Source organism: Sphingomonas sp. (genome assembly GCF_019746665.1).
Classification (GTDB): Bacteria; Pseudomonadota; Alphaproteobacteria; order Sphingomonadales; family Sphingomonadaceae; genus Sphingomonas.
The window spans coordinates 40,482-61,324 of the sequence record NZ_JAIERS010000025.1 but is presented as its reverse complement, the minus strand read 5'-3'; the positions used below and the strand labels follow the sequence as shown (position 1 = coordinate 61,324).

Annotated in this window: 16 protein-coding genes and 2 tRNA genes; 10 read left to right on the top strand and 8 right to left on the bottom strand. The window is 67.6% G+C overall.

The features are described 5' to 3' along the window. Positions 1-123: 123 nt before the first annotated feature. Both K2X73_RS14530 and K2X73_RS14525 read right to left on the bottom strand, forming a co-directional pair. Positions 124-405: a hypothetical protein gene (locus K2X73_RS14530; protein ID WP_294111995.1), complete on the bottom strand. Its 282-nt coding sequence runs from the start codon at positions 403-405 to the stop codon at positions 124-126. 104 nt (positions 406-509) lie between these two features. Beyond that, positions 510-1,358 carry a dienelactone hydrolase family protein gene (locus K2X73_RS14525; RefSeq protein WP_294111994.1) on the bottom strand — a complete coding sequence of 283 codons (849 nt, stop codon included), beginning with the start codon at positions 1,356-1,358 and terminating at the stop codon, positions 510-512. 133 nt (positions 1,359-1,491) lie between these two features. On the opposite strand from K2X73_RS14525, the gene thrS reads away from it, so the two are divergent. Beyond that, positions 1,492-3,483, top strand: a complete 1,992-nt coding sequence (thrS, locus tag K2X73_RS14520) for a threonine--tRNA ligase (RefSeq protein ID WP_294111992.1) — start codon at positions 1,492-1,494, stop codon at positions 3,481-3,483. Between the two features lie 25 nt (positions 3,484-3,508). Here the strand turns inward: thrS and K2X73_RS14515 are convergent, their stop codons facing one another. Then, the gene (locus K2X73_RS14515; protein ID WP_294111989.1) at positions 3,509-4,180 is read right to left on the bottom strand and encodes an RlmE family RNA methyltransferase; all 672 of its coding nucleotides are present in this window, start codon (positions 4,178-4,180) and stop codon (positions 3,509-3,511) included. Positions 4,181-4,190: 10 nt separating this feature from the next. Continuing rightward, positions 4,191-5,228: a Ppx/GppA phosphatase family protein gene (locus K2X73_RS14510; protein WP_294111987.1), complete on the bottom strand. Its 1,038-nt coding sequence runs from the start codon at positions 5,226-5,228 to the stop codon at positions 4,191-4,193. Between the two features lie 161 nt (positions 5,229-5,389). On the opposite strand from K2X73_RS14510, the gene K2X73_RS14505 reads away from it, so the two are divergent. Together K2X73_RS14505 and K2X73_RS14500 are read left to right on the top strand one after the other, a co-directional pair. Further along, a tRNA-Gln gene (locus K2X73_RS14505) sits at positions 5,390-5,463 on the top strand. Positions 5,464-5,511: 48 nt separating this feature from the next. Continuing rightward, positions 5,512-6,795 carry a family 1 glycosylhydrolase gene (locus K2X73_RS14500; protein WP_294111985.1) on the top strand — a complete coding sequence of 428 codons (1,284 nt, stop codon included), beginning with the start codon at positions 5,512-5,514 and terminating at the stop codon, positions 6,793-6,795. A 6-nt stretch (positions 6,796-6,801) separates the two neighbouring features. On the opposite strand, the gene K2X73_RS14495 is transcribed toward K2X73_RS14500, so the two are convergent. After that, positions 6,802-8,133 carry an AarF/ABC1/UbiB kinase family protein gene (locus K2X73_RS14495; RefSeq protein WP_294111983.1) on the bottom strand — a complete coding sequence of 444 codons (1,332 nt, stop codon included), beginning with the start codon at positions 8,131-8,133 and terminating at the stop codon, positions 6,802-6,804. A gap of 179 nt (positions 8,134-8,312) precedes the next feature. Between K2X73_RS14495 and K2X73_RS14490 the strand changes: the two genes are divergently transcribed. Next, on the top strand, positions 8,313-8,747 hold the full coding sequence (locus K2X73_RS14490) for a PaaI family thioesterase (protein ID WP_294111979.1): 435 nt from the start codon (positions 8,313-8,315) through the stop codon (positions 8,745-8,747). A 16-nt stretch (positions 8,748-8,763) separates the two neighbouring features. Next, positions 8,764-8,840: transfer RNA gene (locus tag K2X73_RS14485), tRNA-Pro, on the top strand. 1 nt (position 8,841) lies between these two features. On the opposite strand, the gene K2X73_RS14480 is transcribed toward K2X73_RS14485, so the two are convergent. After that, positions 8,842-11,097 carry a penicillin acylase family protein gene (locus K2X73_RS14480; protein WP_294111976.1) on the bottom strand — a complete coding sequence of 752 codons (2,256 nt, stop codon included), beginning with the start codon at positions 11,095-11,097 and terminating at the stop codon, positions 8,842-8,844. A gap of 126 nt (positions 11,098-11,223) precedes the next feature. Continuing rightward, a complete protein-coding gene (locus tag K2X73_RS14475) occupies positions 11,224-11,694 on the bottom strand; it encodes a hypothetical protein (RefSeq protein ID WP_294111974.1) in 471 nt (156 codons plus the stop codon). A gap of 45 nt (positions 11,695-11,739) precedes the next feature. Here K2X73_RS14475 and K2X73_RS14470 point away from each other — a divergent pair, with 45 nt between their 5' ends. Continuing rightward, complete coding sequence (locus K2X73_RS14470) at positions 11,740-12,852, top strand: serine hydrolase domain-containing protein (protein WP_294111972.1); 1,113 nt, start codon at positions 11,740-11,742, stop codon at positions 12,850-12,852. Between the two features lie 224 nt (positions 12,853-13,076). On the opposite strand, the gene K2X73_RS14465 is transcribed toward K2X73_RS14470, so the two are convergent. Continuing rightward, a complete protein-coding gene (locus K2X73_RS14465) occupies positions 13,077-14,591 on the bottom strand; it encodes a fumarate hydratase (RefSeq protein ID WP_294111970.1) in 1,515 nt (504 codons plus the stop codon). 117 nt (positions 14,592-14,708) lie between these two features. Here K2X73_RS14465 and K2X73_RS14460 point away from each other — a divergent pair, with 117 nt between their 5' ends. The 4 genes from K2X73_RS14460 to K2X73_RS14445 all read left to right on the top strand — a co-directional run bounded on the left by K2X73_RS14460 (position 14,709) and on the right by K2X73_RS14445 (position 20,829). Then, positions 14,709-17,324 carry an EAL domain-containing protein gene (locus K2X73_RS14460; protein ID WP_294111968.1) on the top strand — a complete coding sequence of 872 codons (2,616 nt, stop codon included), beginning with the start codon at positions 14,709-14,711 and terminating at the stop codon, positions 17,322-17,324. Positions 17,325-17,772: 448 nt separating this feature from the next. Next, entirely contained in the window at positions 17,773-19,674 is a 1,902-nt protein-coding gene (locus K2X73_RS14455; RefSeq protein ID WP_294111966.1) for a ribonucleoside-diphosphate reductase subunit alpha, read from the top strand. A gap of 137 nt (positions 19,675-19,811) precedes the next feature. Next, on the top strand, positions 19,812-20,225 hold the full coding sequence (locus K2X73_RS14450) for a PepSY domain-containing protein (RefSeq protein ID WP_365980738.1): 414 nt from the start codon (positions 19,812-19,814) through the stop codon (positions 20,223-20,225). A 301-nt stretch (positions 20,226-20,526) separates the two neighbouring features. Beyond that, the gene (locus K2X73_RS14445) at positions 20,527-20,829 is read left to right on the top strand and encodes a hypothetical protein (protein ID WP_294111963.1); all 303 of its coding nucleotides are present in this window, start codon (positions 20,527-20,529) and stop codon (positions 20,827-20,829) included. Positions 20,830-20,843: the final 14 nt, after the last annotated feature.

Here is a 20,843-nt window from a genome sequence, read left to right as displayed (position 1 = left end):
ACCGTGTAAAGCGAGCCATGTTTTAAGGACCGAATTGTCTTGTGTTAGTGCTTCAGGGGGAAGGGCCGCCCTCGAAATCTCAGCTGGCGTACCGACGTAATTCGAACATGTTGCATATGGCCGTCAACGCTCGGCTCCAGCACAAACTCGAAAATAGCCGAATAAACCATCGGCCTTGAGGAGGAACGGCCCTGAATAAACATAATCCCGAATTTCCTTTGGGACATCACCATCCTCGTCGCGCAGTGCTATCAGCCGATGCGTCCCGATAATCCAAATGCGGCGTACGCTTGATCCGTTCCAAACGTCGAAGCGACCTCGCACCCACTTACAGTCGCCGGCGATGCGTGGAGGGCCGATCATCGATGGCGAAGCCAGTATAAGCGCGGCGGCAAGTGCAAGCATAGGTGAATTATAAAAAGCGTAATAGGAGGGGGCAATGAAAGTTTCTTGCCTTTTTGCCGTCAGCTCGAACTATTTAACCGTCCAGCGCTCGGCACGCGGTTTCTTCATGCGACGCCGTTCGCCTTGAAGTGGGCGAGCAGCCGGCGCCAGCCATCCTCGGCATCGGCCTTCACATAGCTCGCGCGGTAATCGGCGTGGAAGCCATGCGGCGCGTCCGGGTAGAGCTGGATTGACGAGCCGGTCTTCCCCGCCGCCTTCAGCGCGGCCTGCATCGCCTCGACATCAGCTTGCGGAATGCCCGTGTCCTTGCCGCCATAGAGCCCCAGCACCGGCGCCTTCAGCTCGCCCGCGCGCGCGATCAGCGGCTTCAGCTGGCCATACCAGGCGACGCCGGCCTTGATGTCCGGATCGACCATCGCCGCGCGCCAAACCACCGCGCCGCCCCAGCAGAAGCCGGTGATGCCGATCTTCGCGCTGTTCGCGAATTTCTGTGCCTTGATCCAGGCCGAGGTCGCCTTCACGTCGCCATCGACCTGATCGACGCTCGCCTGGCTGACGACCTTGATGATTTCCTTGAAATCGGTGAGCGCGGGCAGATTGACGCCCGAGCGGTAGAAGAATTCGGGCGCCACCGCGACATAGCCGAGCTTGGCGAAGCGGCGGCAGATGTCCTTGATATAGTCATGCACGCCGAAAATCTCGTTGACGACGATCACCACCGGGTGCCGCCCGGACTTGGCGGGGCGCGCGACATAGGCGGGCAGCGGCTTGTCGGCGCCGTTGGGGATCAGCGCTTCCTCGATGATCAGGCCATCGGCGGGGGTGGCGATCGGCTGCGCCTCGGCGGCGAGCGCGGCGACCGCATAGCCCGCGAAGAACAAGGAGCCCACCGCCGCGCGGCGGGTGAGGTGGAGATCGGCGGGTTCGGTGCCTTCGGGGCGGGTCAGCAGCATCGCAGCACTCCTAAACGACGAGAGTCGGGGCATCGCGAGCCTAACCATTTGCGGTCGCGCGGCAAGCAGGCGTGGCTTGCCTCGGTGCGGCGGCGCGGCGTAAGCGGGGCGAATTCAACTGAAGGTGAAGTCCATGTCCGCCCCCGTTCGTATCACGCTCCCCGATGGCGCCGTTCGCGAAGTCGCGCGCGGCACCACCCCGGCGGAGATCGCGGCGGCGATCGGACCCGGCCTCGCCAAGGCGGCGATCGCGGCGCGGGTCGATGGCGAGCTGCGCGATATCAATCGCCCGCTCGAAGCCGATGCCCAGCTCGCGCTGGTGACCGCGAAGGACGAGGCCGACGCGCTCGAGCTCGCGCGCCACGATTATGCGCATGTGCTGGCGGAAGCGGTGCAGCAGCTGTTTCCGGGCACGCAGATCACCTTCGGCCCGTCGACCGACGATGGCTTCTACTATGACTTCGCCCCCAAGGACCGGCCCTTCACCGAGGAGGATCTGCCGGCGATCGAGGAGGCGATGCGGGCCATCATCCGCGCCGACAAGCCGCTGCGCCGCGAGGTCTGGCCGCGCGAGCAGCTGATCAGCCGCTGGCGCCAGCAGGGCGAGACGTTCAAGGCGGAATGGGCCGCCGAACTGCCCGAGGGCGAGGCGTTGACGGTCTATTGGTCGGGCGAGGACTGGCTCGACATGTGCCGCGGGCCGCACCTCGCCTCCACCGGCAAGCTCGATCCGCAGGCGTTCAAGCTGACGCGCGTCTCGGGCGCATACTGGCGCGGCGACCAGAACAACGCGATGCTTAGCCGCATCTACGGCACCGGCTGGCTCAACAAGAAGCAGCTCGACGCGCATCTGACCCGGCTGGAGGAAGCCGCCAAGCGCGATCACCGCAAGCTGGGGCAGGAAATGGACCTGTTCCACTTGCAGCAGGAAGCGCATGGCAGCGTCTTCTGGCACCCCCATGGCTTCACCATCTGGCGCGCGCTGGAGGCCTATATGCGCCGCGCGATCGACGCCGCCGGCTACCGCGAGATCAAGACGCCGCAGCTGATGGACGTGGCGCAGTGGGAACAGTCCGGCCATTGGGGCAAGTACGCCGAGAATATGTTCGCGGTGCCCGACATCGTTCCCGATGGCGAGGGCGGCGCGCCCGTGGTGGCGCCAGATGCCGACTGGATGGCGATGAAGCCGATGAACTGCCCGGCGCATGTTCTCGTCTTCCGGCAGGGCATCAAAAGCTATCGCGATCTCCCCTTGCGCTTTTTCGAGCATGGCTGCTGCCACCGCAACGAAGCGCATGGCGCGCTGCACGGGCTGATGCGGGTACGCCAGTTCACCCAGGACGACGCGCATATCTTCTGCCGCGAGGACCAGATCGTGGAGGAGGCCCGCGCCTTCTGCGCGCTCGCCGATCGCATCTACAAGGATTTCGGCTTCACCTACGCGGTCAAGCTCGCGCTGCGCCCCGAAAAGCGCTTCGGGTCCGACGCCGATTGGGACAAGGCCGAGCAGGAATTGCGCGAGGCGGTCGAACGCGCGGGCATGGCGAACGCCGATTATGGCTGGGAAGAACTGCCCGGCGAAGGCGCCTTCTACGCCCCCAAGCTCGAATGGCACCTGACCGACGCGATCGGCCGGACCTGGCAGGTGGGCACGCTGCAGTCGGACCGGGTGCTGCCCGAACGGCTCGACGCGAGCTATGTCGGCGAGGACGGCGCGAAGCATCGCCCGGTGATGCTCCACCGCGCGATCTTCGGCAGCTATGAACGGTTCATCGGCATCTTGATCGAGCATTATGCCGGCAAATTCCCGCTCTGGCTCGCGCCGGTACAGGCGGTGGTCGCGACGATCGTTTCCGAAGCCGACGACTATGCGCGGCACGTCGCGGCGGCGCTCGCGGCGGCGGGGCTGCGGGTCGAAACCGATCTGCGCAATGAGAAGATCAACTACAAGGTGCGCGAGCACTCACTCGCCAAGGTTCCGGCGCTGCTCGTGGTCGGCAAGCGCGAGGCGGAAGAAGGAACCGTGGCGTTGCGCGTGCTGGGGCAGGAACGCCAGCAAGTACTGAGCCTCGACACGCTGGTCGCGCGGCTGAAGGACGAAGCGACGCCGCCCGATCTGCGGTAGCGAGCGAGCGCGGGGTTTTGGGGCGCTACCCCTCCCCGCGCCCCTTGAACCCCTGCGCGATCACATACCATTCGGACGAGTCCTTGCGGCTCGCCGGCGGCTTGGCATGTTTTACCGTGGTGAATTGGCGCTTAAGTTCGGCGACCAGCGCCGAATCGGCGCCACCGGCGAGCACCTTGGCGACGAACGCGCCGCCGGGCGCCAGCACCTCGCCCGCGAACATCGCCCCCGCCTCGACCAGCGCCATCGTCCGCAGGTGATCGGTCTGCGGATGGCCGACCGTGTTCGCCGCCATGTCCGACAGCACCAGGTCCGCCGGGCCGCCAAGCGCCTCGGTCAGCAGTCCGGGCGCGCGCTCGTTCAGGAAATCGAGCTGGAAGATCGTCACCCCGTCGATCGGATCGACTGGCAGCAGATCAATGCCGACCACCGCCGCCTTGGGCGCCTTTTGCCGCACCACTTGGCTCCACCCGCCAGGGGCGATACCGAGATCGACGACCCGGCGAACGCCACTCAGCAACGCGAATTTTTCATTCAGTTCGAGCAATTTGTACGCCGCGCGGCTGCGGAACCCCTCGGCCTTGGCGCGCTTCACATAAGGATCGTTGAGCTGGCGTTCGAGCCAGCGGGTCGATTGCGGCGAGCGGCCGCGCGCGGTGCGTACCCGGGTCCGCCCGGCCGATCCGCCCCGGCTCACGAACCGCCCTTCACAAGCCGCGGCCGTGCATCAACCGGCGCAAAATGCCCTCGCGAATGCCGCGATCGGCGATCCCCAGCCGCTCGGCGGGCCACAGATCGAGGATCGTCTCCAGGATCGCGCACCCGGCCACCACCAGATCGGCGCGCTCATGCCCGATGCACGGATAGAGCGCGCGTTCGGCGATCGACTTGCCGGCGAGATCGGTGCTGATCTGCCGCATCGCCGCGGTCGGCACGATCAGCCCATCGACCGCCGAGCGATCATAGCGCTCCAGCCCCAGATGGACGCTTGCGAGCGTGGTGACGGTGCCACTGGTGCCCAGGAGCCTCGGTCGCGCGAGCCCCTGCGGCAGGCGGCGCGCGAACGGCGCCATGCTCTCCCCCACCACCGCGCGCATCCGCTCGTACAGCGCGAGCCGACCGGCTTGGCTGTCGGCGTGGCCGGTCGCCTCGGTGAGTGACACCACCCCCCAGGGCGTGCTGTGCCAATCGAGCACGCGCGGCGCTGGGCCATGGGTTTCAACGAGCACCAGTTCGGTCGATCCGCCGCCGATATCAAACACGAGCGCCGGGCCATCGCCGGGCTCGATCAGCACATGGCAGCCGAGCACCGCGAGCCGCGCTTCCTCTTCGGCCGAGATGATGTCGAGCGCGATCCCCGTCTCGCGATAGGCGCGGTCGATGAAGGCGGCGCCGTTGGTCGCGCGCCGGCACGCCTCGGTCGCGACCGACCGGGCAAGGCTGATGTTACGGCGCTTCAGCTTGTCGGCGCAGATGCCGAGCGCGGCGATGGTCCGCTCGATCGCCGCGTCGGAAAGCCGCCCGGTGGTCGCCAGCCCTTCGCCCAGGCGAACGATCCGCGAAAAGGCGTCGACCACCGCGAAGCCGCTCGCCGAGGGTCGCGCGATCAACAGCCGGCAGTTATTGGTGCCGAGATCGAGCGCCGCATATAGCCGATGGTCCGCGCACCCGGCGCGCGCCTCGCAAGAAGCCGAACTGGCATGGCTTTCGCCATGTCGGAACGGCGTTTGGGTCAAATCCCCCATGCCGTCTCACCATTATTATCGTGCGGCCCGCCTCGCGGCCTCCGCTGCCTGACATTGAGACTAGCGAAGCCGCGCCAAGCGGGCAAGCGGGCCGCGTCCGAAACGGTCCCGCCCAGGCTCTTGACCCTCTGGCGCGGCCTGCGTATGGCGACGCGCCTGATTGCCCCGTCGTCTAAAGGTAAGACTACGGACTCTGACTCCGTCAATCGTGGTTCGAATCCACGCGGGGCATCCAGCCTTTTGCTTCCTTTCGCGCCGCTGACGCGTTTCCTCTCCGCCAGCTTTGGGGAGAGGCACCATCGCCACCTTCATGTTCGCGACGGGCATCGAGAATAGCGTGCCGACGATCGATGGCGGGCGTACCCGCATCGACGAGATGGAAAGCTGCCACCATTACAGCCGCTGGCGCGAGGATTTCGCCCTCGTGAGCGAGATGGGAATTTGTTACTTGCGTTATGGCCCGCCGATCCATTCCAGCTGGCTCGGGCCGGACCGTTACGACTGGAGCTTCGCCGACGACACTTTCGCCGAACTGAAGCGGCGTAACATCGTGCCGATCGTCGATCTCTGCCATTTCGGCGTGCCCGATTGGATCGGCGACTTTCAGAACCCCGATTTTCCCGAGCAGTTCAGCCGATACGCCCGCGCCTTCGCCGCGCGTTTTGGCTGGGTGCAGCTTTATACCCCGGTCAACGAAATGTATATCTGCGCGACTTTCTCCGCGCGCTATGGCTGGTGGAACGAACAGCTGGCGAGCGACCAGGCATTCGTCACCGCGCTCAAGCATCTGGTCAAAGCGAATGTTCTGGCGATGCGATCAATCTTGCAGGTGCGGCCGGACGCGATTTTCATCCAGAGCGAGTCATCCGAATATTATCACGCCGAATCCCCCGCCGCGATCGGCCCGGCCGAACTGATGAACTCGCAGCGCTTCTTGTCGCTCGATCTCAATTACGGGCGGCGGGTTGATTCGGAGATGTACGAATATCTGTTCGACAACGGCATGACGCGCGAGGAATATCACTTCTTCCTCGGCAACAAGCTGAAGCAGCACTGCATCATGGGGAATGATTATTACATCACCAACGAGCACCGCGTCGCCGAGAATGGCGTCACCCAAGCCTCGGGCGAGATTTTCGGCTATAGTGAAATCACCCGCCAATATCATCGCCGCTACCGCCTGCCGGTGATGCACACCGAGACCAACCTCGCGCAAGGGTCGAGCGGGCGCGAGGCGGTCGACTGGCTGTGGAAGCAATGGGCGAACGTGCTGCGCGTCCGCAATGACGGCGTGCCCGTGGTCGGCTTCACCTGGTATTCGCTGACCGACCAGACCGATTGGGATGTTGCCTTGCGCGAGAAGCGTGGCACGGTGAACGCGGTCGGGCTGTTCGACCTCGATCGCCGGATCCGCCCGGTCGGCAAGGCATTTCAGCGCCTGATCCGCCAATGGCGCGACGTGCTGCCGACCCAGAGCCTGTGCCTGACCGTGCCGGTGGTGATGCCAAGCGACGCGGGGGGCGACCAGGAAGCCCACCAGCAGGCCCGCGCGCGGGAGATCGGGTGAGCGCGTTTATGCCGCGAGCGGTTTCGCCACCATCCCTTCGACCAGCGAACGCACATCCACCTTCGCTTTCAGCCGCGCCGCGAGGAGCGCGGTGCCGCTGATCTTGCGCTGGACGAACAGCAGATCGGCGGGGGGCAGGTGCCAGCTCGCGCGATCGGCGGCGACGCTCGCGCCCTGATCGCGCAGCACGCCCACGAAGGCGCGGTCGCCGAAATCGAACGCGCCGGGGCGGCCAAGCTCGCCCAGGATCACGTCGATCATCCGGTCGATCGTCGCGCCATGACGCTCGGCGGCGGCCGCGCTCATGAAGCCCGCGGCGATCGCGGCGCGCCGCGCGGCATCGCGATCCCCGGCCAAGCCCGCCCCGAGCAACGCGCGGTAGCCCTCGCGCACTGCCGGGGGCACCGCGCGCGCCGCGCCGAAGTCGAGCAGCACCAGCCGCCCGGTTTCGCCCTGGAAACGGTAGTTGGCGAAATTGGGATCGGTCTGCATCAGCCCGAAGTCGAACAGTTCGCGCAGCACCAGCGCGATCAGCGCGTGCATGGTCTGGTCGCGCACCGCCTGGGGCGCTTCGGCGAGGGTTTCGATGCTCACCCCGTCGACGAAACTCATCGCCAGCACCCGCTCGGTGGTGAACTCGGGTTCGGGGCGCGGCACCAGATAGGCGGGATCGTCGCCGAGCAGATCGGCATAGGCGCGCATCTGCTCGCTCTCGCGCGCGTAATCGGCCTCCTCATGCAGCTGGCGCTTGGCCTCCGCCAGCAGCGGCGCGATGTCGAGCTCGCGCGGCAGCAGGCCGGAGACGCGCAGCAGCGTCGCAACATTGTCCACGTCGGCGTCGATGCTCTCGCGCACCCCCGGATATTGCACCTTGATCGCGAGCGTCCGCCCGTCGCGGGTCACCGCCTTGTGGACCTGGCCGATCGAGGCGGCGGCGATCGGGCTCGCGCCGAAATGGGCGAAACGCTGGCGCCAGTCGCGCCCCCATTCGGCCGCCAGCACGCGCTGCAGCTGCGCCGGCGGCATCTGGTGCGCACGCTCGCGCAGCTTGGCGAGCAGTTGCGCGAGTTCGGGCGGGAGCAGGTCGCCCGCGTCCATCGACACCATCTGCCCCAACTTCATCGCCGCCCCGCGCAGTTGCGAGAGCTGATCGGCGACGCGGCCGACATTGCCGGGGGTGAGCAGCAGCTCGCGCAGTTTCGGGCGCTCGCCCTCAGCCAGCCGGCGCGCGCCTTCGGCGAGCACGCCGCCCGCCACGCCGCCCGCGAGCCGCCCGAACACGCCTAGCCGCGCGATCCGCCCGCTCGGCACCGCCTTGCTCCGCCACTCCTCGCTCAAGCCCGCATCTCCTTCGCGGTTGGATATGGGGAGCGCCCGCGCGCGCGCCAACGCGAAAGCGAGGGGCGCCGCATTCGGTCTGGCACCGCGCGCATGGTCGTGGCAGCATCGCACGTCGTGATCCCGAGGAGAGGGCCGAGAATGCGCCGCCGATCCACCGCCCGCCCCGCCGGCCCGCGATGAACCCCCGGCCCGGCTTCGCCCGCCACTTTCGGCAGAGCCCGCTCACCGATCCGTGGGAGCCGCTCTGGTCGATGCGCGACGGCGACGCCTTCATCCTCGCGCTCGAAGTGGCGGTCGCGCACACCAATTCGCGCGGGCTGGCGCATGGCGGGCTGATCGCCGCGCTCGCCGACAATGCGATGGGCCTTGCCTGCGTGCTCGCCCGGCCCGAACTGGGCGGGGTAGTGACCGCGAACCTCTCGATCGACCTGATCGGCGCGGCGAACCAGGGCGACTGGCTTGCCTTTCGCGCCCGGCCGCTGCGGCTGGGGCGGAGTCTGTGCTTCGCCGACTGCGCGGTGAGCGCGGGCGAGCGGCAGGTGGCGCGGGCCAGCGCCGTTTTCGCGGTGCCGGCGGGTTCGACGCTTGCATCCCCGCCCCAACCGGCCTAGAGGGCTGCCCCTCGGTCGGGACGTAGCGCAGCCTGGTAGCGCATCACACTGGGGGTGTGGGGGTCGCAGGTTCGAATCCTGTCGTCCCGACCAATTACTCGCTGATCGCCTTCGCTTTCCCCTGCGCATCCGCCGCGATCGCCGCCGGGGTGAAGGGCAGCCGCACCCATTTCTTCGCCGAATAGAGCCGCGTTTGATCGGCATAATGCGGCGAGGCGGGATCGGTCGATTGCGAATAGCTGAGCACCGCGTCGGCGACCGGGCCGGCCTCGTCGAAGCTCACCACCTGGATATAGCTCGATCCGTGGAACGGCACGAGGCCGCCGGCGGCGGGGCGCGCCTGCTGGACGTTGAGCACGCCCAACTGCCCCGGCCCGCCGTGCACCGCGATATGATCCGCCCCGCGCACCGCGAACTGCACCTCGCCCCAGCGCGCATCGAGCGCGATGCCTTGCTTGGCCAGTTGATCGGCCGCCTTGGCGAGCGCCGCGCGCAGCTTCGCCGGGTCGCCGCGAAAATCGCGCGGGGTGTTCACCGGATCGGCGGCGTCGAACGGCGTTCCCCAGGCGCCAGGCAGCCGCTCGACCAGCGGCCAATAGTTGAGGAACAGCGCCGCGCCCCGGCTGTCGGCATTGAAGCGCCCGTCCCAACGGGCGAGGACCGCGCATGGCGCCGCGACCGCCGCGTCACCGGCGCAGGCGGCGAGCGTCGCCTTCAGCCCCAGATCGGCGGCGAGCGCCTTGTTCGCGAACACCATTTGCGTGGCGATCGCATTGTCGATCTTGGCGCCGCCCAGCCCGTCGGTGCCGGCGAGCCGTGCCTCGGTCTCGATCAGGCCCGATCGCGTGCGCAGCGTCCGCTCGGTGCCCCAGGCGCCCAGGATCGGCGAGAGCCGCCTGTACGGCGCGCGCGCGTTGCTCAGCCAATAGCTGTCATTCGAATTGACGACATAATCGCGCCGTTCCCAGATCGCCTGATCGCTGGCGGGCATCAGCCCGGGGCGCGGGGTGCCGGCGGCCTTGTCCCAATCGCACGCCGAGCGCCCGCCATCGAGCAGGATGAAACGCGCCGCGACCGCCCCCGAACGCGGCGTGGCGCACGCCACCGCCTTGTCGCCCGAGACATTGGGCACCGGCGTCACATCGGCATGGAGCGCGCCGCCCGCGCGATCGGCGGCGATGGTGTTGACCCAGGGAATGCCAAGCGTGGTGGAGACCGCCGCCTTCACCTCCGCCACCGAGCGCGCCTTGCCGATCGCCATCCACGCGGCGAGCGACGCATCGTTATCGGCGTTCGCGTCGCGCACCGCATAGGCGCGCTCGGCGGTCCAGCCCAGGCCGAGCAGCGGAATGGTGAGCACCGCGCCATAGCGGCTTTGATACACCGTACGCGTTACCGGCCCTGCCTCGGTCGGCACGGTGATGGCGCGGGGGCGCATCGCCTCGGGCTTGCCATCAACCAGATAGCTGGTCGCATTACCCGGCACCAAGGGCAGCTCGAACACCGTGAAATGCTGCGCGGCGGTGACGGTGTGGGTCCAGGCGATGTCCTTGTTGAACCCCAAAGCGACGAGCGGCGTGCCGGCGAGACCCACCCCCATCACGTCGATCTCGCCGGGGATGGTGACGTGCATCTGCCAGAAGCGCGATGGCCCTTCCCAGGGGAAATGCGGGTTGCCGATCACCAGGCCACGCCCGTTCGCGGTCGCCTCGCCGCCGAACGCCCAGCCGTTCGAGCCGAAGCTGCGCTCGCGCGGATCGACGAGCGGCGGCAGCGCGGCGGACGTCGCCTTGCCCGGAGGCGCGGCGTTGACGATATAGGGCGCGAGCGCGAGGCTGCTCGCCAGCAGCAGCTGCTTTTGCGAGACGCGCAGCATGTCGTCCATCGTGATCGGTTTTAGCCAGGGCTTGCCCCGGCACGCCTCGGGCGCCTGCGCGCCGACTTCACGCAGGCGACGGTTATAGCCCGCGACATAACCCGCGAGCAGCGCCTGCTCCCTGGCCGGGCGCCTGGCCCAGCGCGCGCGCAGCGCCGGCAGGTCGATCTGGCTGCGGAAGAACACGTCGCTGGAGAGATTGTCGATTTCCTGGAAGCCCAGCACCGCCTTGTTCTTCGCGCCGAAATAGCGGCTGCGCTCGCCCGCCACCGCGACGAATTCCTCGGCGAGCAGGCAGAGATTATCCTCGGCATAGGCATAGCCGACGCCGTAACCTGCCCCGCCCCAATTGGCGGCCCTGATGTGCGGAATGCCATAGCTGGTGCGCACGATGCTGGCGGCGAAGCGCGGCTTCGCCTCAGCCACGCCGGCCGCGAGCGCCATGATCGCGAAGCCCAAACCAAGATGCCGCATAGCCTGCTCCCCCGCTTTTGGCGCGCAAGCTGAACCCTCCGCCCGCGATCGACAAGAGCCATTGTAAGAGTGGGGGAGCGGGCCGGTACCGCGAAATGCGCAGTCAGCGCATTTCCAAACAGACGCTCAACGATAGGCGACGCGCCACATCAGCGCCGCCACCCCGGCGCCGATCAGCGCGAAACCGATGCTCGTCGCCGCCGCGCTCAGCCAGCGCATTCCCCAGGTGGCGGCATCGGCGGGGGGCGCGGCGCCAAGGCCGAAGCCATAGGTCTGCGCGCCAAGGAACAGGATGAAGCCGATCACCGCCCCGGTCGCCGCCGCCGTCCCCAGTCCGCGCCGGCCCGACAGGTGCAGCGCGAGCCAGATTGGCGCGGCGAGCGCGGTGATCCCGGCGGCCGAGAACAGCGCGCCGAGCAGCACGCTGGCGGCAATGCCGAGCAGCCCCGCCCCGCCAAGCGCGGCAAAGAAGCCCCAGATCAGCCCGCTCGCCGCGCCACCGATCCCCAGCGCCGCGCCGGCGCGCGCCAGATTCGTCTCCAGTCCCCCGCGCTGCATCGCTCCCTCCGCGCCGAGGGATAGCAAGGCGGTGGGCAAGCTCAAGCGCTTGCTGCGCCCGGCGCCGCGCGGCAAGCTGCAGCGATGACCGACGCGCTCCCCCCGCCGCCCCCCGCCGCCATCGTCGCGTTCACCGGCGCGAAGCTTGGCGTGCGCCAGGCCCGGGGGGTGGCCGACCGCCGCACCGGGCGAGCGACGCGGGCGACGGACCCGGTGCGGGTCGCCTCGGTATCCAAGCTGGCGGTGGCGGTCGCGGTGATGCGCCTGGTCGAGGCAGGAAAGCTCGATCTCGACGCCGATGTCGCGCGCTATCTCGGCTGGCGGCTGCGCAACCCGGCCTTCCCTGACGCGCCGGTGACGCTGCGCCAGCTCCTGTCGCACACCGCCGGGATCCGCGACGCGGCGGGCTATGCGCTGCCGCTCGATGCCGATCTCGCCGCGCATCTCGCGCAGCCGGGGGCGTGGGACGCGGCGCACGGCGCGGGCTATTTCGCCTATGCCAATCTCAACTTCCCGCTGATCGCCGCCGCGATGGAAGGCGCGACGGGGGAACGGTTCGATCGGCTGATGGCGCGCCTCGTCTTCCGCCCCTTGCGGATCGACGCCTGTTTCAACTGGACGACCTGCTCACGCGAAACAATGGCGCGCGCGGTGGTGCTCTACCGCGCGAGCGGCGACGTGGCGCGCGATGACGATGCCGGGCGCGGCTGCCCCGGCACCCCGGCGAGCGATGGCGGCTGCGATCTCGCGCGCTACCGCCTGGCGCATAGCAGCGCCTTCTTCTCGCCCCAGGGTGGCATGCGGATCAGCGCGGTCGATCTGGCGCGGCTGGGTTCGGTGCTGGTGAAGCCCGGGCTGCTCAGCGCCCGCAGCCTCGCCGCGATGACGCGTCCGGCGTGGCGCTTCGACGGCGCCAATGGCGACAGCGAGGGCGGCTTCTATTGCGGCTATGGCCTGGGGGTGATGCTGCTCGCGCTGCCGGGCCGCCCCGCCGCGTGCGCCGACGATCCCTTCGGCGACGACCGCGCGCGCATCGGCCATGCCGGCGAAGCCTATGGCCTGCGCTCGGGGCTGTGGCTCGATCCCGAGACCAAGCAGGGGGTGGCGTTCTACGTCACCGCCGTCGCCGACGACGCGCCCCGGGGCCGCTCGGCCTTCACCGCGGCAGAGGAGGCGATGATCGGCGCGCTCAAATAGCGCGTGGTTACCTTGTTACCTTGCTTTGCTCCTCCTCCCCTTCAGGGGAGGAGATTGGGAGGTGGGGGCTATCCGCGGAGCGCAGCACTTATTCACCGCCCCCACCCCAACCCAGTTCCGGGTAAGCAGTCCCCCGGACTGCTTAGGTCATGCCGGGGGCATGACCGACGCGAAACTCCTTAAGGGGAGGGGCCTCACTGGGTTACATCTGCCGATGGTCCCCCTTAGGCCAGCAATTTCTCCCGCGCGATCTTTTCCCGCCACACCAAGGGCGCGAGCTGGTGGACGTTGTTGCCCTCGGCGTCCACCGCCACCGTCACCGGGAAATCCTGCACCTCGAACTCGTAGATCGCCTCCATGCCGAGGTCCGCGAAGCCGACGACGCGGCTGCCCTTGATCGCGCGCGCGACAAGATAGGCCGCCCCGCCCACTGCCATCAGATAAGCACTCCGGTGATCGCGGATCGCCTCCACCGCCTGGGGTCCACGCTCGGCCTTGCCGACCATCGCCAGCAGCCCCTGCTCCAGCATCATCCGGGTGAACTTGTCCATCCGTGTCGCCGTCGTCGGCCCCGCCGGCCCCACGACTTCCTCGCCCACCGGATCGACCGGGCCGACATAATAGATCACGCGGCCCCGGAACTCGACCGGGAGCGGCTCGCCCTTGTCGAGCATGTCCTTGATCCGCTTGTGCGCCGCGTCGCGCCCGGTGAGCATCTTGCCGTTGAGCAGCAGCCGGTCGCCCTGCTTCCAGCTTTGCACCACCTCGGGCGTCAGCGTGTCGAGGTCGACGCGCTTGGCGGCGCTGTCGGGCTGCCAGTTCACCCGCGGCCATTCCTCGAGCTTGGGCGCCTCCAGATAGGCCGGCCCCGATCCATCGAGCGTGAAATGCGCGTGGCGAGTGGCGGCACAATTGGGGATCATCGCGACGGGCTTCGACGCGGCATGGGTCGGCCAATCGAGGATCTTCACGTCGAGAATGGTGGAAAGCCCCCCCAGCCCCTGCGCGCCGATGCCGAGCGCGTTCACCTTGTCGAACAGTTCGATCCGCAGCGCCTCGATGTCGTTCTGCGGGCCGCGCGCCTTCAGCTGGGCCATGTCGATCGGCCCCATCAGGCTCTGCTTCGCCAGCAGCACCGCCTTTTCCGCGGTGCCGCCGATGCCGATGCCGAGCATCCCCGGCGGGCACCAGCCCGCGCCCATTTGCGGCACCATCTCCAGCACCCAGTCGACGATCGAGTCGCTGGGGTTCATCATCTTGAACTTGCTCTTGTTCTCGCTGCCGCCGCCCTTGGCCGCGACATCGACCGAAACGGTCGCGCCCGGAACCATCTCCACGTGCAGCACGCTCGGCGTATTGTCCTTGGTGTTGCGCCGGGTGAAGGCGGGATCGGCGAGGATCGAGGCGCGCAGCTTGTTTTCCGGGTGGAGGTAAGCCCGGCGCACGCCTTCGTCGACGACCTCTTGCAGCGAGCGATCACCCTCCAGCCGGCAATCCTGGCCCCAACGCACGAACACGGTGACGATGCCGGTATCCTGGCAGATCGGCCGATGCCCCTCGGCGCACATCCGCGAATTGGTGAGGATCTGCGCGATCGCGTCCTTCGCCGCCGGGCTCTGTTCGGCCTCGTACGCGGCACCAAGCGCGCGGATATAGTCCATGGGGTGGAAATAGCTGATGAATTGCAGCGCGTCGGCGACGCTCTCGATCAAATCGGCGGCGCGGATCGTAACGGTCATGGCTGGCCTCGCTGGTCGTCTGTCGCGCGATCCCTAGGCGGAGCGCGCGGCACCCGGCAATCAGCAAATTCTTAAGCCGCCCCGGCTATCGAGGTCATAACTCAAGTTAAGAGTACCATGCCGCGCGATAACGCCCCTCCTTCGTCGAACCAATCGCTGCTGGCGGCGCTTGGCCTGGTGCCCGGGCGCGACCCGCTCAACGCGCTCGATTTCGCGCCGGCGGTGCGCCAGACGGTCACCGCCTGGCCGATGGCGCTGATTACGCACGCCTGCATCGCGGCGATGACGATGTTCGGTGGCACCGAGCCGCTCGGCGCCAATCTGCCGGTGCTGCTCTCGGTCGCGCTGGTCGTGACCAGTGTCGCCGCGCTGGTGGCGCAGCGCCTGCCCCGGTTGACGCCGATCCTCCAGATCAGGCTGGCGATGGTTTACGCGCCGGCGCTCGGCGGGCTGCTCACCCTGCTGCTCTGGACGGGCGGACAGCACAGCCTCGCGCCGTATCGGATCGCCTGCACGATCGCCGGCCTTGGCGCCCTGGGCGGCACCGCGATCGCCCTCAGCGCGCTACGCGCGCCTCTCCTGATGGCAGCCGGCGCGGTCGTGCTCGCGCTCGCGCTGCTCGGGGTGCGCGGTATCCCGCTCGCGATCGGCACCGCCTATCTGATGTGCCTGGTGATCTCGACGATCCGGCTCGCCCGGCTCGATCTCCGTCGCAGTCAGGAGGAGCGGCGCGAAATGCGTAGCGGCCGGCTCGCGCTCAGCCTGGTGCGCGAGTTCGAAAGCCAGGGCACCGGCTGGTTCTGGCAGACCGATCGCGACGGCAACCTCGTCTATCTGTCCGAAAAAGTGGCCGGCGCGGTGGCGGGGTCGGGCGAGAGCCCGCTGGGCAAGCCGCTCAACGCCGTATTCCAGATGGACAGCGCTTCGCCCGGCACCGAGCGGACGCTGAGCTTCCACCTGTCCTCGCGCACCGGCTTTTCGGACTATACCATCCGCCCGGCGATCAAGGGGATGACCGACCGCTGGTGGTCGATCTCCGGCCGGCCGGTGGTCGACGAACATGGGCGCTTCCACGGCTTCATCGGATCGGGCGCCGATCTGACCGAGAAGCGCCGCGCCGAGGCGGAGATCACCCGGCTGGCGCTGTTCGACGGGCTGACCGGGCTCGCCAACCGCCAGCGGATGCGCGCCTCGCTCGATCAGACGCTCAACCAGCCGCCAACCGCGCCTTACCGCCCGACCACCTTGTTCCTGCTCGATCTCGATCGCTTCAAGGCGGTGAACGATACGCTTGGCCACCAGGTGGGCGACGATCTGCTGAAGCAGGTCGCCCAGCGGCTGCTGCGCGCCGTGGGCGATGCCGGCCTTGTCGGGCGGCTCGGCGGCGACGAGTTCCAGGTAATCCTGCCGGGCGAGAACGACATCACGCGACTCTCCGATCTGGGGCGCGAGATCATCGCGTCGCTGTCGCAGCCTTATTCGATCGGCGGCCAGTCGATCTCGATCGGCTGCTCGATCGGCGTCGCGATCGCGCCCGGCGACGGGCGTGACAGCGAGACTTTGGTGCGCAACGCCGATCTCGCGCTTTACGCCGCCAAGGCCGATGGCCGCGGCGTCCACCGTTTCTACCGCGAGGAGCTGCTCCACGGCGCCAAGAACCGCAAGCAGCTGGAGGACGATCTCCGCCACGCGCTGGTGAAGGATGAGCTGCATCTGGTGTATCAGCCGGTGGTCTGCACCGAGAATGCGCGGCTGGTGGGGTTCGAGGCGCTGGTGCGCTGGGAGCATCCCGAGCGCGGCGCGATCAGCCCCGCCGATTTCATCCCGGTCGCCGAGGAATGCGGGCTGATCGAATCGATCGGCGAATGGGTGCTGCGGACCGCCTGCCTGGAGGCGGCGCGCTGGCCGAACGAGGTGCGGGTGGGCGTCAACGTCTCGCCGATCCAGTTCGCCAACCGCCAGCTGCCCGCGATCGTCGCCAATGCGATCGCCAAGGCGGGCATCGCGCCGCAGCGGCTCGAACTGGAGATCACCGAAAGCGTGTTCCTGAGCGACGGCACCCAGACCGACGCGATGTTCAAGGCGCTGAAGGGCCTGGGGGTAAGGCTGTCGCTCGACGATTTCGGCACCGGCTATTCCTCGCTCGGCTATCTGAAGTCGGCGCCGTTCGACAAGATCAAGATCGACCAGAGCTTCGTTCGCGGCGCCGCGATCACCGGCAACCGCAATGCCGCGATCGTCCGCGCGATCGTCGCGCTCGCGGGCTCGCTCGGGATGGAGACGACCGCCGAAGGCGTGGAGACGCAGGACGAGATCGAGCTGATCCGCACCCTGGGGTGCAGCCATATCCAGGGCTATGTCTATGGCACGCCGGCGCGGGCCGAGCAGGTTGCGCAGCTGCTGGAGGAGGGCGCGGGCTTCGCCAAGCCGCTCGGCTATCGGATGAGCCGGCCGTCGCGCACCGCGATCATGCGCCAGGCGGTGGTCAATATCGGCGGCGCGCGCGGCGAGGTGCGGCTGCGCAACATCTCGCCACTCGGCGCGCAACTCGACGGGCTCGCCTTCAACGGCGACGCGCGCGGCACGGAGCTGCTGATCGAGATCAACGATGGCGAGCCGCTGGCGGCGACGGTGCGCTGGGCGCAGGACGGCAAATGCGGAGTCGAGTTCGCCGAACGCTTCGACATGGAACGGTTGAGCGTCGAACCCGCCCGGCTGCGCAAGGCGAGCTGACCGGCGCGCGGCGGGGTGAAACGGCACGCGGCGCGCCGCTAACTTTTCCACAAGATTCTACGCCCGGCACCGGGCCGCCAAAAATTTTTCTGTTCCACCTGCGTTCTCTTGCAATTTCGCGAAGCCTCGATGGACCGCGCGTCGCGACGGGGAGAGGCGGAATTTCGGCACTCGGCGCGCCGACGAACCGAGTCTTCCCAGCGACGAACCGAGTCCTTAAATCGTCATCAACGCTCTTGCGTTTCAAACCCGATTGGCCACAAAATATAGTGGTTGGTTCAGGGGGCTGACCCAAAAGCTGGTATATCCGGCCGCGCGATCCCATATCGCCGCGACAGCCTTGCTGCGCCCGGGGGATGGCGATGGGCACTTTTTGTTCTCATCGCCAAGAGGCATGATAGGATCGCGACCGGGCCGCCCGAGTCGCCAGTGCGAGGAAGGTCGAGCGATGGATTTTCGGGATGACGACAGGATCATGACCAGCGACACCGCGCTTGCCGCCGACACGCCCGCCCCTGCCGAGGCCAAGGCCAAGCCCGACAGCAAGCACGTCGCCCCGCGCCCCTATGCGCTGGAGGTCGATCACGGCCGCGACGCGCTGCTCACCGATTTCGGCAAGGAAACGCTCAAGGACCGCTATCTGCTGCCGGGTGAAAGCTTCCAGGATCTGTTCGTCCGCGTAGCCTCCGCTTATGCCGACGACGCGGCGCACGCGCAGCGGCTGTACGACTATATCTCGAAGCTATGGTTCATGCCGGCAACGCCGGTGCTCTCGAACGGCGGCACCGGGCGCGGCCTGCCGATTTCCTGCTATCTCAACTCGGTGCCCGACAGCCTGGAAGGCATTGTCGATACCTGGAACGAGAATGTCTGGCTCGCCTCGCGCGGCGGCGGCATCGGCACCTATTGGGGCGGGGTGCGCGGCATCGGCGAGCCGGTTGGCCTGAACGGCAAGACCAGCGGCATCATCCCCTTCGTCCGCGTGATGGACTCGCTCACGCTCGCGATCAGCCAGGGCTCGCTGCGGCGCGGCTCGGCCGCCTGCTACTTGGACATTTCGCACCCGGAGATCGAGGAGTTCCTCGAAATCCGCAAACCCTCGGGCGATTTCAACCGCAAGGCCTTGAACCTGCACCACGGGGTGCTGATCCCCGACGCTTTCATGGAAGCGGTGCGCGACGGGCGCGCGTGGCAGCTCGTCAGCCCCAAGGATGGCTCGGTACGGGGCGAAGTCGATGCCCGCACTTTGTTCCAGAAGCTGGTCGAGACGCGGCTCGCGACCGGCGAGCCGTACATCATCTTCGCCGATCACGTGAACCAGGCGATGCCCAAGCATCACCGCGACCTGGGGCTGAAGGTCTCGACCTCCAACCTGTGCTCGGAAATCACGCTGCCGACGGGGCGCGACCATCTCGGCAATGATCGCACCGCGGTGTGCTGCCTCTCGTCGCTCAACCTCGAAACCTGGGACGAATGGCAGGGGGACAAGCGCTTCATCGAGGATGTGATGCGCTTCCTCGACAATGTGCTGCAGGATTATATCGATCGCGCCGAGCCGGGCATGGCGCGCGCGGCCTATTCGGCGGCGCGCGAGCGTTCGGTGGGCCTGGGCGTGATGGGTTATCACAGTTTCCTGCAGGCACGCGGGCTGCCGTTCGAAGGCGCGATGGCCAAGCAGTGGAATCTGCGCATCTTCCGCCACATTCGCGAGCAGGTCGATCAGGCTTCGATGCAATTGGCGGTCGAGCGCGGCCCCTGCCCCGACGCCGCCGATATGGGGGTGATGGAGCGCTTCAGCTGCAAGATGGCGATCGCGCCCACCGCCTCGATCAGCATCATCTGCGGCGGCACCAGCGCCTGCATCGAGCCGATCCCGGCGAACATCTATACCCATAAGACGCTGTCGGGCAGCTTCGTGGTGCGCAATCCGTATCTCGAAAAGCTGCTGAGCGAGAAAGCGAAGAACAGCGACGGCGTGTGGAGCTCGATCCTTGAGCGGGGCGGCTCGGTGCAGCACCTGGACTTCCTGAGCCCCGAAGAAAAGGATGTGTACAAGACCAGCTTCGAGATCGACCAGCGCTGGCTGATCGAGCTTGCCGCCGATCGCACACCCTATATCGATCAGTCGCAGTCGCTGAACCTGTTCATTCCGGCCGATGTTGAGAAATGGGATCTGCTGATGCTCCACTTCCGGGCATGGGAGCTGGGGGTGAAATCGCTTTACTATCTGCGCTCGAAATCGATCCAGCGCGCGAGCTTCGCGGGCGGGGTGGAGGCGGACAACACGCCCGAACTCAAGAAGATCGAGCTGCCGAACACGGATTATGACGAGTGTCTGGCGTGCCAGTAACGCCCTGCGTCACCGGCCCGAGGGCCATCAACCGGCAGCCCGGTTACGGCGGAATCCCGCTGCGTTCCCGCAGTCATCCCCGGTCCGCGATCAATTGCGACAAATGATGGCTTGCCCAACCATCCTCCGCTCCGCCATTGTTGCTAATAATTCGCAACAGCAAAGGGATGGTTTGGATGCGCAAATGGCACCGTTGGCTCTCGGTGATTTTTGGCGTGATCATGCTTTGGATCGCGGTTACCGGCGTGCTCAGCCAGGCGGCGGCGCTGTGGCCGAGCGGGGCGCCGGCGCGCGCGACGCCGCCTGCGGGCTTTGTCTGCCCGGAGATGATGATCTGCCGGCCGAAACCCGCGCCGGGCAGCACGCGCGGGCTGGTTGGCGTGCTGCACCATCTCCATTCGGGCGAAAGCTTCGGCCCGGTCGGGACTTTGCTGTCGATCCTGGGCGGATTCGCGCTGATCTTCTTCGCGATATCGGGCCTTTGGCTCTATGCGCAGATGTGGCTGAACCGCAGCCGACGGGGCATTGCGCCGCGCTGGTTCTGGAAATAGCGGGTCAGCCGCGCGCCATGCCGATGACCGGCACCGGCACCGCCCCAGCCGTCACGGCCCGGCCCAGCCCTGGCTCGGGCCTGGGGGTGACGCCCGCTAGTTGCCGGGGACATCGCCCGGTCACTTGCCGGCGCGGGCGTCAGTTCGGGGTAGTCCGTGCCCCGCACGGTTTAGGATCGTCCGGGGGGCGATCCGACCCAGAACTCCCCTTGCAGGGGACGCGCTTTCGCCGCACCGCCACGGACCCCATCACACGCTCGCGCGCTTTTCTCCCGGCACTTTCGCCGATGGGAGATGCGTGATGACCAAGCCTGCCCGCTTCGCTTTCGTCCTGCTGCTCGCAACCAGCCTCGCCGCCTGCGCGCGGGCGGTGCCGGGGACGGTGCAGCCCGGCGCGCCCGGTTTCGTGAGCGGGCTGTGGCACGGCTTCATCTTCCCGGTCGCGTGGCTGCTCTCGCTGTTCCTGCCCGGGGTCGCGGTCTATGCCGTGCCCAATGCCGGCGGCTGGTATGATTTCGGCTATTTCCTGGGGATCGTGTTCCTGGGCGTCGGCGCGCGCGGGGGCACGCGGGTGGTGTACCGCACCCGCGTGGTGCGGCGGTGAAGCGGATGGAGGCC

Bases quoted from the DNA above. Each gene is read 5' to 3' on its own strand.
- K2X73_RS14470 (WP_294111972.1), top strand. From the start codon at position 11,740: ATGACCGACGCGCTCCCCCCGCCGCCCCCCGCCGCCATCGTCGCGTTC.
- K2X73_RS14525 (WP_294111994.1), bottom strand. From the start codon at position 1,358: ATGCTGCTGACCCGCCCCGAAGGCACCGAACCCGCCGATCTCCACCTC.
- K2X73_RS14445 (WP_294111963.1), top strand. From the start codon at position 20,527: ATGACCAAGCCTGCCCGCTTCGCTTTCGTCCTGCTGCTCGCAACCAGC.
- K2X73_RS14490 (WP_294111979.1), top strand. From the start codon at position 8,313: ATGAACCCCCGGCCCGGCTTCGCCCGCCACTTTCGGCAGAGCCCGCTC.
- K2X73_RS14455 (WP_294111966.1), top strand. From the start codon at position 17,773: ATGGATTTTCGGGATGACGACAGGATCATGACCAGCGACACCGCGCTT.
- K2X73_RS14510 (WP_294111987.1), bottom strand. From the start codon at position 5,228: ATGGGGGATTTGACCCAAACGCCGTTCCGACATGGCGAAAGCCATGCC.
- K2X73_RS14480 (WP_294111976.1), bottom strand. From the start codon at position 11,097: ATGCGGCATCTTGGTTTGGGCTTCGCGATCATGGCGCTCGCGGCCGGC.
- K2X73_RS14465 (WP_294111970.1), bottom strand. From the start codon at position 14,591: ATGACCGTTACGATCCGCGCCGCCGATTTGATCGAGAGCGTCGCCGAC.
- K2X73_RS14460 (WP_294111968.1), top strand. From the start codon at position 14,709: ATGCCGCGCGATAACGCCCCTCCTTCGTCGAACCAATCGCTGCTGGCG.
- thrS (WP_294111992.1), top strand. From the start codon at position 1,492: ATGTCCGCCCCCGTTCGTATCACGCTCCCCGATGGCGCCGTTCGCGAA.
- K2X73_RS14530 (WP_294111995.1), bottom strand. From the start codon at position 405: ATGCTTGCACTTGCCGCCGCGCTTATACTGGCTTCGCCATCGATGATC.